This is a genomic window from Amycolatopsis sp. NPDC004625 (assembly GCF_040609695.1).
Lineage (GTDB): Bacteria > Actinomycetota > Actinomycetes > Mycobacteriales > Pseudonocardiaceae > Amycolatopsis.
This window is the reverse complement of the sequence record NZ_JBEXKX010000001.1, coordinates 92,660-104,370: the sequence shown is the minus strand read 5'-3', so window position 1 is coordinate 104,370 and position 11,711 is coordinate 92,660. Positions and strand designations below refer to the sequence as shown.

Sequence of the window (11,711 nt, the reverse complement as noted above, 5' to 3'; positions counted from 1 at the left end):
CGTAGATTCATCGGGGTGCACGACATCGACACGGTGACCGCGGCCACGATCGACCGGGCCGCCGAGCGGCTGGCCGGGGTGGTGACGCGGACGCCCCTGGAGCCGAGCGCCCGGCTGTCCGCCCGGGTCGACGCGCAGGTCTGGGTGAAGCGCGAAGACCTGCAGACGGTCCGGTCGTACAAGATCCGCGGCGCCTACAACTTCATCGTCCAGCTCGACGAGGCGACCCGCGCCCTCGGCGTCGTCTGCGCCAGCGCGGGCAACCACGCCCAGGGCGTCGCGTACGCGTGCCGCCGGCTCGGCGCCAACGGCCGCGTGTACGTCCCGGGCACCACGCCGCGGCAGAAGCGCGAGCGCATCGCGACGCTCGGCGGCGCGCACATCGAGGTCGTCGTGGTCGGCGAAACGTACGAAGACGCCTTCGCCGCGGCCAACGAGGACGCCCAGCGCACCGGCGCGACCCTCGTCCCGGCGTTCGACGACATCCGCACGGTCGCCGGCCAGGGCACGGTCGCGCGGGAGGTGATCGAGCAGCTCGGGTTCGTGCCCGACGTCGTGGTCGTCCCGGTCGGCGGCGGCGGGCTGCTCGCCGGGGTCGGCAGCTGGCTGCGCGAGCGCCACCCCGACGTGCGGATCGTCGGCGTCGAGCCCGCGGGCGCGGCCTGCATGGCGGCGGCCCTGGCGACCGGGCACCCGGTGCGGCTGCCGGAGCTCGACACGTTCGTCGACGGCGCCGCCGTCCGCGAAGCCGGCGCGGTCACGTACCCGCTGATCCGCGAGAGCGGCGCCGAGCTGACCGCGGTCGCCGAGGGCGCGGTGTGCACCGAGATGCTGGCGATGTACCAGTCCGACGGCATCATCGCCGAACCCGCGGGCGCGCTCGCCGCGGCCGCGCTCGGCTCGGTGGTCCGGGTGACACCCGGCCAGACCGTGGTGGTCCTGGTCTCCGGCGGCAACAACGACGTCAGCCGCTACAGCGAGATCCTCGAACGCTCGCTGATGCACGAAGGGCTGAAGCACTACTTCCTCGTCGGCTTCCCGCAGGAGCCGGGCGCGCTGCGGCGGTTCCTCGAGCAGGTGCTCGGGCCCGAGGACGACATCACGCGCTTCGAGTACGTCAAGCGCACCAACCGCGAGCTGGGACCGGCGCTGGTCGGCATCGAGATCGCCCGGTCGTCGGACCTGCCGGGGCTGCTGGCCCGGATGGACGCGAGCCCGCTGCAGGTGGAGCGGATCGAGCCGGGCAGCCCCCTGTTCCACTTCCTGCTCTGAGCGCGTGGTCCACTAGTCGGATGGTGAAGGTCGACGGTGTCCGCAGTGTCGAGGCGTTGCGCGAAAAGGTCCACGAGGGTGCGGAGCCCGAATACCTGCTGTTCTACGGGCACACGCCGGCGAAGTCCGGCCGGGTGACCGCGAGCTGCCTGAGCCAGTGGTGGCTCGACCCGTTCGAGGCCGACGGCGTCGAGTACCCGACCGCCGAGCACTACATGATGGCCGGCAAGGCGTTGCTCTTCGGCGACCACGAGAAGGCCGAGCTCATCCGGACCACGCCCGACCCGAAGGCGGCGAAGGTGCTCGGCCGAGAGGTCGCCGGGTTCGACGCCGAGGTCTGGGAGCGGCACCGGTTCGACATCGTCGTCGACGGCAACCTGGCCAAGTTCCGCGCCCACCGCGACCTGCGCCGGTTCCTGCTCGGGACCGAGGACAAGGTGCTCGTCGAGGCGTCCAAGAAGGACCTCGTCTGGGGCACCGGCCTCGCGCGCGAGGAGAAGAACGCCACCAAGCCGGACTACTGGCGCGGGCTGAACCTGCTCGGCTTCGCGCTGATGGAGGTCCGCGACCAGCTGCGGGCCCGCCTCTGACCCCGGGTCAGCCGCCCGGGCACTCGTTGCCGCCGCCGCTGCGCTCGACGCAGTGGCGCGGCTCCGGCGGGGGCGGCGGGGCCGGGTGCGTCTGCGCCCACCGGAGCGTCGCCACCAAAGCGACCACGGCCACGCCGATCCCGTAGAACCAGGTCCAGCCCCGGCGGCGCGTGGTCGCCGCGACGACCACGCCCACGACCGGGATGCCTGCGCCGAGCCAGCTCGCCGCCGTGAAGGCCGGGCTCGCCGCGTCGGGTTCGCCGGGCGCGAGGCCGATGCCGTACGCCGTCAGCGCGCCCTGGACGAACATCAGCGGGACGACGATCAGCCACACCACCGCGCCCACCGCGAGCAGCACGGACACGGCGACCTCGCGGAATTCCCCCATGCCGCCACTATGTCGGGAAACCGGCCACGCGGGCCTGAGTAGTCCTACTGCTCCTTGAGCGTTTTCTGCAGCGCCTTGTTCGCCTTGCGGGCCATGTCGGCGACGGCCTCACGGCGGGCGGCGTCGGCGGCGTAGTCGTCTTCGCGGTTGCGGACCACGCGGGCCGGCGCGCCGACCGCGATCGAGTAGTCCGGGATGTCACCACGGACGACCGCGTGCGCGCCCAGCACGCTGCCGCGGCCGATGCGGGTGCCCTTCAGCACGCTGACCTTGGTGCCGAGCCAGGTGTCCGGGCCGATCCGGACCGGCGACTTCACGATGCCCTGGTCCTTGATCGGGACGTGGATGTCCGCGATGACGTGATCGAAGTCACAGATGTACACCCAGTCGGCGACCAGGGTGGCCGCGCCGAGCTCGATGTCGAGGTAGCAGTTGATCACGTTCTGGCGGCCGAACACGGACTTGTCGCCGATCCGCAGCGAGCCTTCGTGGCAGCGGATGGCGTTGCCGTCGCCGATGTGGACCCAGCGGCCGATCTCCAGCCGCCCGTACCCCGGCCGGCAGTGGATCTCGACGTCCTTCCCGAGGAAGAGCATCCCCCGCAGGATGATGTGCGGGTTGGCCAGCCGGAACTTGAGCAGGCGGTAGTACCGGACGAGGTACCACGGCGTGTACGCGCGGTTGCGCAGCACCCAGCGCAGCGAGTCGGCGGTCAGGAACTTCGCCTGCCGCGGGTCCTGCCGGGCGCGGCGCCAGGCCCGCACCCGCGACAGCGCGGGCGCACCCCACATCGACGTCATGCCCGTGACCGTAACCTGTGTGCGGGACGGGTTCGCAGGCAAGGGGAGCGGGATGGGCACGAAGCTGATCATCGACACCGACCCGGGCGTCGACGACGCGCTGGCGATCGCGCTGGCGGCGCTGTCCCCGGACGTCGACCTGCTCGGGGTGACGTCGGTTTTCGGCAACGTCCCGCTCGACCGCACGACGTCGAACGCGCGGAAGCTGCTGGAGCTGTTCGGCCGCACAGACGTGCCGGTGGCCGCCGGAGCCGCCCGGCCGCTGGTGTACTCCAAACCGCGTGACGCGAAAGAGGTCCACGGCGGCGACGGCCTGTCGGGCCACTCGTACACGCTGCCGGAGGCGAGCCGTCCGCTGGAAGAGCGCGACGCCGTCCGGCTGATGCTCGACCTCCTCGAAGCCGCCGACGAGCCGGTGACCATCGCGCCGATCGGGCCGCTGACGAACATCGCCGCGCTGCTCGCGGCACACCCGGGCGCGGCGGCGAAAATCGCGCGGCTGGTGATCATGGGCGGCGGGGTGACCTTCGGCAACAGCACGACCGCCGCCGAGTTCAACATCTGGAGCGACCCCGAGGCGGCCCGGCGGGTGCTGGTCGAGGAGGACGTCCCGGTCGTGCTCGTCCCGCTGGACCTGACGCACCGCTGCGCTGTCGACGGCGAGTGGCTGGCGAAACTCGCGGCGTCGGGGCCGGTCGGCGCCACCCTCGAAGGCCTGACGTCGACCTACCGGCAGCACTACACGCGCGTGTTCGGCGAAGACCGGATGGTCATGCACGACGCCGTCGCGGTGGCCGAGGCGATTTCGCCGGGCATCCTGCACACCGAGACCTACCGGGTCGACGTCGACTGCGGCCTCGGCCCGGCGCGCGGCCAGACCCTGGTCGACCGGCGCCGGCTCGGCGAGGACGATCCCCAGTACTCCCCCGGCCGCCCGATCGAGGTCGCGCTGGACACCGACCTCGACGGCCTGCGCGGCTTCGTCCTCGACCGGCTCACCGGAGCGGCCCGGTGAGCGAGGAGCCCGAGGGCGTCGAAGCCGAGGCGACCGGACCCGCACCCCGCCGCCGGAAGCCCGTGGTCGTGATCGCGGCGGTGGTCGTCGTCGCGGGCGCGCTGGTGGCCGGCGTCCTGCTCGCGCCGAAGCAGGAGGAGACCACGAACACCGCCGCGACGGCGAGCCCGGCGACGTCCCGGCCGACGGTCAAGCCGCCGACGACACCGCAGACGTCGACGCCGCCGAAGGTGCCCGAAGCGAGCGAGTTCGACGCCTGGGCGTCCAAGACCAGCCAGTGGCTCGACGTCCCGCTGCGCGCAATGGTCGGCTACGCGAAGGCGACGACGAAGCTGAGCAAGGACGTCCCCGGGTGTCACCTGTCCTGGGTCACGCTGGCCGCGGTCGGGAAAGTGACCACGGACCACGGCCGGGTGCGGGGTGGGCAGCTCGGCACCACCGGCGTCCTGGACAAGCCGCTCGGCACGATCGAGGTGCGCGACTTCTACAACAAGGTCGTCTCGACGGCGAACGCCGCCGGGCCGATGCAGCTGCCCCCGGCGATCTGGGGCAAGTACCAGGCGAGCGCGTCCGGCGGGAAACCCGATGTCCAGAACATCGACGACGCCGCGCTGACCACCGGCCGCGCGCTGTGCGCCGACGGCCACGACCTGTCCCAGGGCCAGGTGTGGTGGGACTCGGTCGGCACGCTGCAGCCGGCGCCGCTGTTCCTGCACCGCACGCTGGCCACGGTCAACGTCTACGGCACGGTCGGCCAGGGCTCGGCGGCCCCGAACCCGGCGGTGCTGAGCGCGGTCGACTTCGCGATCGACAAGATCGGCCTCCCGTACATCTGGGGCGGCAACGGCACCGGCGGCAACGACCCGGGCTTCGACTGCTCGGGCCTGACGACGGCGGCGTACGGCAGCGCGGGCATCAAGCTGATGCGCACGGCGGACACGCAGTTCCGCAGCGTCCCGCACGTGACCGACCCCCAGCTGGGCGACCTGATCTTCTACGGCGAGCCGGCGACGAAGATCCACCACGTCGGCCTGTACATCGGCAACCAGCAGATGATCGACGCACCGCAGACCGGCCAGGCGGTCCAGGTCCACTCGTACCGCCGGGACGGCGACGACTACGCGGGAGCGGGCCGCCCGACGGCGTGACCGGCGCTCACCCGGCCGAGCCGCCGGAAAAGGAGTGGACGGGCGGCGGCCCAGGCTTGTACCTTGCAGCCGTCCGTGACATCGGCCGAGGAGGTGAGACCCGTGAACGCTGTATCGACGTGGGTGCTCCCCGGTTCCGTCACGGCCGGCGGCTGACGCAGGTGTCGCCGGGAGCGCCCTGACCACAGGCACTCCCGAAAGGCACCACCATGGACACTCCACCCTTCGACGTCGTCATCGCCGGCTGCGGGCCGACCGGCGCCGTGCTGGCCGCCGAGCTGCGGCTGCACGGTGTGCGGGTTCTCGTTCTGGAACGGGACACCGAACCCGCGTCCTTCGTCCGCATCGTCGGCCTGCACATGCGCAGCCTCGAGCTGCTGGCCATGCGCGGGCTGCTGGACCGCCTCCTCGAGCACGGGCGGAAACGTCCGGCCGCCGGGTTCTTCGCCGGCATCCCCAAGCCCGTGCCCCCGGGCCTGGATTCCGCGCACGCCTACCTGCTGGGCATCCCGCAGCCGGTGGTCGTCCGGCTCCTCGAAGAGCACGCGGTCCGGCTGGGTGCGCAGGTCCGCCACGGTTGCGCCGTGGCCGGTTTCGAGCCGGACGCCGACGGCGTGACCGTCGAGCTGGCCGGCGGCGAACGCCTGCGGACGCGCTACTTGGTCGGCTGTGACGGCGCGCGCAGCACGGTGCGCAAGCTGCTCGGCGTCGGCTTCCCCGGCGAGCCCTCGCGGACCGAGACGCTGATGGGCGAAATGGAAGTGGGCGTGCCGCCGTCCGAGCTCGCCGGTGTCGGCGCGCCGCACCGGCGGTTCTGGATCCGGCCCTTCGGCGAAGGCGTCTACAGCGTCGTCGTGCCGGCCGAGGGCGTGGCCGATCGCGCGACACCGCCCACTTTGGACGAGTTCAAGCAGCAGCTGCGGGCCATCGCCGGCACCGACTTCGGCGTGCACTCGCCGCGCTGGCTGTCCCGCTTCGGGGACGCCACCCGGCTGGCCGAGCGGTACCGCGCCGGCCGGGTCCTGCTGGCCGGCGACGCGGCGCACATCCACCCGCCCACCGGCGGGCAGGGCCTCAACCTGGGCGTCCAGGACGCCTTCAACCTCGGCTGGAAGCTGGCCGCGCAGATCCGCGGCCGGGCACCGGAAACCCTGCTGGACACCTACGAAACCGAACGCCGTCCGGTCGCCGCGGACGTGCTGGACAACACCCGGGCGCAGATGGCGCTGTCGTCGGCCGAACCGGGCGCGCAGGCCGTGCGCCGGCTGCTCACCGAGCTGATGGACATCGACGATGTGAACCGCCACCTGACCGAGAAGATCGCCGCGACGGCCCTCCGCTACGACTTCGGCGAGGGCCCCGACCTGCTCGGCCGCCGCCTGCCCGACATCGACGTACGGGACGGCCGGCTGTACGACCGGCTGCGCCGCGGCCGCGGCCTGCTGCTGGACCGCACGGGACTGCTGACCGCCGCGGGCTGGGCCGACCGGGTCGACCACCTGGCGGATCCCACGGCGGCGCTGGACGTCCCGGGCCTCCTGCTGCGGCCCGACGGCTACGTCGCCTGGATCGGCGACGACCAAGCGGACCTGGCGGGGCACTTGGCCCGCTGGTTCGGGACGCCTTCGGCGTGATCCGGGATACTCCGGCCATGGACTCGGGGACCACCACGCAGCTGATCACCGTGGGCGCCACGCTCGGCGGGGTCGTGCTCACGTTGCTGACCAACACCTTCGTGGAGGCCCGCAAGCTGAAAGCGACCCAGCGCGCCGAGGCGCAGAAGCGGGTGGCGGACCACGCCGCCTGGCTGCGCGATGAGCGCGTCAAGGCCTACGCGAGCCTGTCGACGGCGAGCGAAGAAGCGTTCCAGCTGATCCGGGCCGAATTCATCAAGCTGCCGAAGGAGCGGCTGGAGATCGAGACGCGGTGGCGCGAACGGCGCTCGGAGCTGCGCAAGGCGCACAACCAGGTGGCGCTGTTCGGCACCGAAGAGCCGCGCCAGCGCGGGAAGGAGCTGTGGAAGGCGGCCCGCAACGGGGCGAACGCCGTCTTCGCCGAGCTGGACGCCGGGGCCCCGAAGGTGCGCCGGGAAAGCCTCGACGAGCTCCTCACCGGGATCAGCGACGCCGGGGACCGGTTCCTGGAGGCGTGTCGCGTCGACGTCCAAGGCCCGCATTGAGCCGGTTCACGCCGGGCCGGCCAGGCCCACCAGGTTGCCCTGCGGGTCGGTGAAGTGGGCGACCACCAGGTCGCGCCCCGGCGCGCGGTCCGGGCCCATCCGGCGGGTGCCGCCGAGCCGTTCGGCCTCCGCCAAGGCCGCCGCGACGTCCGGGACGCCCACGTAGAACACCACGTGGCTCTCGTACTCCGCGCCGCCGCCGACGCCGCCCGGGATGGTCTCCGTTTCGACGAAGCCGTAGCCCGGGCCCGACACCTGGGCCGAGACCGGGGCCGACGTGTCGAACTCCCAGCCGAACAGCTCGCCGTAGTACCCGTGCAGGCGCGCCGGGTCGGTTCCGATGACTTCGAAGTGCACGACAGGTCGGCTCATACCGGCACCGTACGCCGCCGGAGTTGTTAAAAACAACCACTGAGTTGTAGTTTACAAGCATGCCGACGAACCGGAGCTACGCGGACGCCTGCACGATCGCCCGCGCGCTGGACGTCGTCGGGGAGCGGTGGGCGCTGCTCGTCGTGCGCGAGCTGCTGCTCGGGCCGCAGCGGTTCTCCGACGTCCGGCGCGCGCTGCCCGGCGCCGCTTCGAACGTCGTCACCGACCGGCTGCGGGAGCTCGAAAACCACGGCGTGGTCGCCCGGCGGACCATGCCGCCGCCGGCCGCCGCCACCGTCTACGAGCTGACCGCCTGGGGCCGCGAGCTGGAGCCGGTCGTGCTCGCCCTCGGCGCGTGGGGCGGCCGGGTGCCGCGGCCGCGGTCCGCGCACCTCGGCACCACGTCCGTGCTGCTGTTCCTCCGCGGCTCCGCCCACCCGCGCGGCCGCGCGTGCTACCGCGTCGAGCTGGACGCGCGGGTGTGGACGGTCCACACCGAGCCGGGCCGCCTGACCGTCGAGCCGGGCGAGCCCGCCGCGCCGGACGCCACCATCCGGACCGACCCGCCGACGTTGAACGCGCTGCTCGAAACGCCGTCGGAGCTCGACGCCGCGATCGCCGACGGCCGTGTGGCCGTCGGCGGCGACCGGAAAGCCGTCCGGCGGCTGCTGCGCGAACGCCGGCTCAGCGGGTGAGGGCCCGCACCCGCAGCGAAGGCGCGAGGAAGACGATCCCGAAGGTGACCACGACCGCCGAGGTCAGGGCCCAGTGCAGCCCGACGCGGGTCGCGAGCGCACCGACCAGCACCGGTTCGACCAGGAAACCGAGGTAGCCGCAGGCCGCGACGGCGGCGACCGCCCGGCCCGGCGCGTCCGCCTGCTTGCGGCTCGCCACGCTCCACGCGATCGGCACGATCCCGGCCACGCCGAGTCCGACGACCGCGAAGCCGAACACCCCCGCCACCGGCCACGGCACGGCGAGGACCACGGCGAACCCCAGCACCGCGACCGTGGCCGCCACGCGGACGAACCGGACCGCGCCCGTCCGCGCCACGATGCGGTCGGCGACCAGGCGGACCGCGATCATCGTCCCGGAGAACGCGAAGTAGCCGAGCGAGGCGAGGGCGGGTGTCGCGCCGGTGACGTCGGCGAGGTACACCGCGCTCCAGCTGTTGACCGCGCCTTCGGCGACGAACCCGCAGAACGCGATCACGCCCAGCGGCACCAGCACCCGGCTCGGCCACGCGAACGCCGCTTCGCCCTGGCCGCGGTCGGCGCCGGCGAGGAACCGGGTGCGCGCCGCCCACACCGCCAGCGCGAGCAGCACCGCGCCGGCCACCGGGAAGTGCACGCTCACCGGGACGTGCGTGGCCTCCATCAGGGCGTCGACGCCCGAACCCGCCAGGCCGCCGATGTTCCAGAAGGCGTGGAAGCCGGCGAAGATCGGGCGCCCGTAGCCTTCCTCGACGCGGGCCGCGTGCGCGTTCATCGCGACGTCGAGCAGGCTGTTGCCCACGCCGAGCACCACGAGCGCGGCGAAGAACACCGGCGCCGACGACGCGAACGCGACCAGCGGCAGCCCCGCGCACAGCACGACCGCGCCGAGCACCACGGCCGCGCGGCTGCCGATCCGGGTGAGCAGTGCGCCCGCGCCCAGCAGCGCGAGCACCGATCCGGCGGCGAGGCCGAACAGCCCGGTCGCCAGCTCGCCCGTGCTGAGCCCGAGCCGTTCCTGCACCGCGGGTACGCGGGCCAGCCAGGTCGCGAACGCGGCACCGCACACCGCGAAAACAACGGAAACGCCCAAGCGGGCGCGTTTCAGATCCCCAGTCATCCCGCCACGGTACTGATCTTGGTCGCGGGCTCCGGCCCGAGCTTGACTGGTGCCATATAGTCGGTTCCGACTAATAGGGAGCGACTAGTGTCACGCAAGGTCCGCAACACCCTGGCCCTGGCCGTGCTCGGCCTGCTGCTGGAACGCCCGATGCACCCGTACGAAATGGCGTCCACGCTGCGCGAGCGCTACAAGGGCTCGACGTTCAAGATCAACCCGGGTTCGCTCTACGACACCGTGGAGGCCCTGGCCAAGCACCGCTGGATCGAGCCCGTCGAGACGGTCCGCGAGGGCAACCGGCCGGAGCGGACGGTCTACGCGCACACCGAACTCGGCCGCCAGGAGTTCGTCGCCTGGCTCGACGAACTGGTCCGCGAACCGGTCGCGGAGTACCCGAAGTTCGTCGCGGCGGTGAGCTACCTCGGCGCGCTCGGCCCGGACCGCGCCGCCGACGCCCTGGAGGAACGCGCCCGCCACCTCGCCGAACGGATCGGCGGCGCGGACACCGCGCTGGCCGAGACGGTCGGCAAGGGCGCGCCGCGGCTGTTCATGATCGAGGTCGAGTTCGTCCGGCACGCCTGGCAGGCGGAGCTCGACTGGGCGCGCGACACCGCCGCCGAAATCCGCTCCGGCTCCCTGCCGTGGCCCAAAAACTTCTGAGGGGAAACCGTGTCCGATCCCGATGTCCTCATCGCCGGTGCCGGCCCGGCGGGCCTGCTGCTCGCCGCCGAACTCGCGCTGGCCGGCGTCCGCACCACGATCGTCGAACGCCTGCCGGAACGCCCGCCGTACTGCCGCGGCTTCAACCTCAATTCGCGGGCGCTGGACCTGCTGGCCCGGCGCGGCCTGGCCGAAGGGCTGGTGGCGGAGGGGCACCGGGTGCCGCACGCGCCGGTCACCGGCCTGCCCGGCCCGCTGCTGCTCGACGGCGCGGCGACCGGCCACCCGTTCTCCCTCGGCATCCCGCAGACCCGCGTCGAGGAGGTGCTGGAAGCGCGAGCCCGCGAGCTGGGCGTCGAAATCCTGCGCGGGCACGACCTGCGCTCGTTCACCCAGACCGCGGACGACGTCACCGCTGTCGTCCACAACGGACAATTCGGCCGGACGATCCGGGCGCGCTTCCTCGTCGGCTGCGACGGCGGCCGCAGCACGGTGCGCAAGCAGGCCGGCATCGCCTTCCCCGGGGTCGACGCGCGCTGGTTCGCGCTGCTCGGCGACGTCGAATGCGAGCTCCCGTACGGGCCTTCGGCCGGGCCGGACGGGCGGAGCCTGTTCGTGATCCCCCGGCCCGGGTACGTCCGGATCGTGGTCCGGGAGGACGACCCGCCGTCGGACAAGGACACGCCGGTGACGCTGGAACGGCTGCAGGCCCAGGTGGACGCGGTCCTGGGCCGGCACGTCGAGCTGAGGGCGCCCCGCTGGCTGAGCCGCTTCGGCGACGCGGCCCGGCTGGCGTCGCGCTACCGCGAGGGCCGGGTGCTGCTGGCGGGCGACGCGGCCCACATCCACCCGCCGGCGGGCGCGATCGGGGTGAACGTGGCGCTCGACGACAGTTTCAACCTGGGCTGGAAACTGGCGGCCACGGTGCACGCAACGGCGCCGGAAGGCCTCCTGGACACCTACCACGCCGAGCGGCACGCGGCGGGCGAGCGGATCCTGGCGAACACGCGCGCGCAGGTCGCGCTGGAGGAGTCGAGCGCGGAACCGTGGGCGGACCTGATGCGGCGCGTCGCCGCGCACCCGGCGGGCAACCGCGCGCTGGCGGAGATCATCACGGGCCTGGACGCGTGCTACGAGCCGGACGGCCACCCGTGGCTGGGGCGCCTCGCCCCGGACGTCCCACTGCTGGTGGCGGGAGCGGAAACGCACCTGGCCACACTGCTGCACTCGGGACGGCCGGTGTTGCTGGACCTGACACCGTCGGGGACGTTCGGGGCGTGGTCGGCCGGGGTGCCGGTGGTGGCGGCGGCGAGTCCGTCCACTTCGGACATCGACGCGGTGCTGCTGCGGCCGGACGGGCACGTCGCCTGGGTGGGCACGCCGGATTCGGGTGACACCGGGCTGGCGGCGGCGGTGCACCGGTGGGTCGGCACCGTCCCGGCGCCCGTTTGACG

General features: G+C 73.0%; 13 protein-coding genes. 9 read left to right on the top strand and 4 right to left on the bottom strand.

All coding sequences use genetic code 11. From position 1 onward, the window contains the following. Nucleotides 1–15: 15 nt before the first annotated feature. Complete coding sequence (gene ilvA / locus ABZW17_RS00490; RefSeq protein WP_354808172.1) at nt 16–1,272, top strand: threonine ammonia-lyase IlvA; 1,257 nt, start codon at nt 16–18, stop codon at nt 1,270–1,272. 20 nt (nt 1,273–1,292) lie between these two features. Then, nucleotides 1,293–1,862 (top strand): NADAR family protein, encoded by a 570-nt coding sequence (locus ABZW17_RS00485; protein WP_354808171.1) that lies wholly within the window; start codon nt 1,293–1,295, stop codon nt 1,860–1,862. A gap of 7 nt (nt 1,863–1,869) precedes the next feature. Here ABZW17_RS00485 and ABZW17_RS00480 read toward each other — a convergent pair whose 3' ends face one another. Both ABZW17_RS00480 and ABZW17_RS00475 read right to left on the bottom strand, forming a co-directional pair. Continuing rightward, nucleotides 1,870–2,250 (bottom strand): DUF6234 family protein, encoded by a 381-nt coding sequence (locus tag ABZW17_RS00480; protein WP_354808170.1) that lies wholly within the window; start codon nt 2,248–2,250, stop codon nt 1,870–1,872. A gap of 44 nt (nt 2,251–2,294) precedes the next feature. Then, nucleotides 2,295–3,050, bottom strand: coding sequence for an acyltransferase (locus ABZW17_RS00475; RefSeq protein WP_354808169.1), 756 nt, complete (start codon nt 3,048–3,050; stop codon nt 2,295–2,297). Nucleotides 3,051–3,102: 52 nt separating this feature from the next. Between ABZW17_RS00475 and ABZW17_RS00470 the strand changes: the two genes are divergently transcribed. The 4 genes from ABZW17_RS00470 (at nt 3,103) to ABZW17_RS00455 (ending at nt 7,392) form a co-directional block, all read left to right on the top strand. Continuing rightward, nucleotides 3,103–4,065, top strand: coding sequence for a nucleoside hydrolase (locus ABZW17_RS00470; RefSeq protein ID WP_354808168.1), 963 nt, complete (start codon nt 3,103–3,105; stop codon nt 4,063–4,065). A gap of 62 nt (nt 4,066–4,127) precedes the next feature. Then, the gene (locus tag ABZW17_RS00465; protein WP_354808601.1) at nt 4,128–5,213 is read left to right on the top strand and encodes a C40 family peptidase; all 1,086 of its coding nucleotides are present in this window, start codon (nt 4,128–4,130) and stop codon (nt 5,211–5,213) included. A gap of 209 nt (nt 5,214–5,422) precedes the next feature. Next, the gene (locus ABZW17_RS00460) at nt 5,423–6,847 is read left to right on the top strand and encodes an FAD-dependent monooxygenase (RefSeq protein ID WP_354808167.1); all 1,425 of its coding nucleotides are present in this window, start codon (nt 5,423–5,425) and stop codon (nt 6,845–6,847) included. A 17-nt stretch (nt 6,848–6,864) separates the two neighbouring features. Beyond that, nucleotides 6,865–7,392, top strand: a complete 528-nt coding sequence (locus tag ABZW17_RS00455; RefSeq protein ID WP_354808166.1) for a hypothetical protein — start codon at nt 6,865–6,867, stop codon at nt 7,390–7,392. A gap of 6 nt (nt 7,393–7,398) precedes the next feature. Here ABZW17_RS00455 and ABZW17_RS00450 read toward each other — a convergent pair whose 3' ends face one another. After that, the gene (locus tag ABZW17_RS00450) at nt 7,399–7,764 is read right to left on the bottom strand and encodes a VOC family protein (protein WP_354808165.1); all 366 of its coding nucleotides are present in this window, start codon (nt 7,762–7,764) and stop codon (nt 7,399–7,401) included. A 59-nt stretch (nt 7,765–7,823) separates the two neighbouring features. Here ABZW17_RS00450 and ABZW17_RS00445 point away from each other — a divergent pair, with 59 nt between their 5' ends. Beyond that, nucleotides 7,824–8,459 carry a winged helix-turn-helix transcriptional regulator gene (locus tag ABZW17_RS00445; protein WP_354808164.1) on the top strand — a complete coding sequence of 212 codons (636 nt, stop codon included), beginning with the start codon at nt 7,824–7,826 and terminating at the stop codon, nt 8,457–8,459. On the opposite strand, the gene ABZW17_RS00440 is transcribed toward ABZW17_RS00445, so the two are convergent. Beyond that, entirely contained in the window at nt 8,449–9,597 is a 1,149-nt protein-coding gene (locus ABZW17_RS00440; RefSeq protein ID WP_354808163.1) for an MFS transporter, read from the bottom strand. The genes ABZW17_RS00445 and ABZW17_RS00440 overlap by 11 nt on opposite strands. An 87-nt stretch (nt 9,598–9,684) precedes the next feature. Here ABZW17_RS00440 and ABZW17_RS00435 point away from each other — a divergent pair, with 87 nt between their 5' ends. Next, a complete protein-coding gene (locus ABZW17_RS00435; protein ID WP_354808162.1) occupies nt 9,685–10,257 on the top strand; it encodes a PadR family transcriptional regulator in 573 nt (190 codons plus the stop codon). A 9-nt stretch (nt 10,258–10,266) separates the two neighbouring features. Then, nucleotides 10,267–11,709: an FAD-dependent monooxygenase gene (locus tag ABZW17_RS00430; protein WP_354808161.1), complete on the top strand. Its 1,443-nt coding sequence runs from the start codon at nt 10,267–10,269 to the stop codon at nt 11,707–11,709. The last annotated feature ends 2 nt before the right edge of the window (nt 11,710–11,711 follow it).

What these genes read in the sequence shown, in the direction of transcription:
- ABZW17_RS00485 (WP_354808171.1), top strand. Translation starts at nt 1,293, where the DNA reads ATGGTGAAGGTCGACGGTGTCCGCAGTGTCGAGGCGTTGCGCGAAAAG.
- ABZW17_RS00480 (WP_354808170.1), bottom strand. Translation starts at nt 2,250, where the DNA reads ATGGGGGAATTCCGCGAGGTCGCCGTGTCCGTGCTGCTCGCGGTGGGC.
- ABZW17_RS00475 (WP_354808169.1), bottom strand. Translation starts at nt 3,050, where the DNA reads ATGACGTCGATGTGGGGTGCGCCCGCGCTGTCGCGGGTGCGGGCCTGG.
- ABZW17_RS00470 (WP_354808168.1), top strand. Translation starts at nt 3,103, where the DNA reads ATGGGCACGAAGCTGATCATCGACACCGACCCGGGCGTCGACGACGCG.
- ABZW17_RS00460 (WP_354808167.1), top strand. Translation starts at nt 5,423, where the DNA reads ATGGACACTCCACCCTTCGACGTCGTCATCGCCGGCTGCGGGCCGACC.
- ABZW17_RS00455 (WP_354808166.1), top strand. Translation starts at nt 6,865, where the DNA reads ATGGACTCGGGGACCACCACGCAGCTGATCACCGTGGGCGCCACGCTC.
- ABZW17_RS00450 (WP_354808165.1), bottom strand. Translation starts at nt 7,764, where the DNA reads ATGAGCCGACCTGTCGTGCACTTCGAAGTCATCGGAACCGACCCGGCG.
- ABZW17_RS00445 (WP_354808164.1), top strand. Translation starts at nt 7,824, where the DNA reads ATGCCGACGAACCGGAGCTACGCGGACGCCTGCACGATCGCCCGCGCG.
- ABZW17_RS00440 (WP_354808163.1), bottom strand. Translation starts at nt 9,597, where the DNA reads ATGACTGGGGATCTGAAACGCGCCCGCTTGGGCGTTTCCGTTGTTTTC.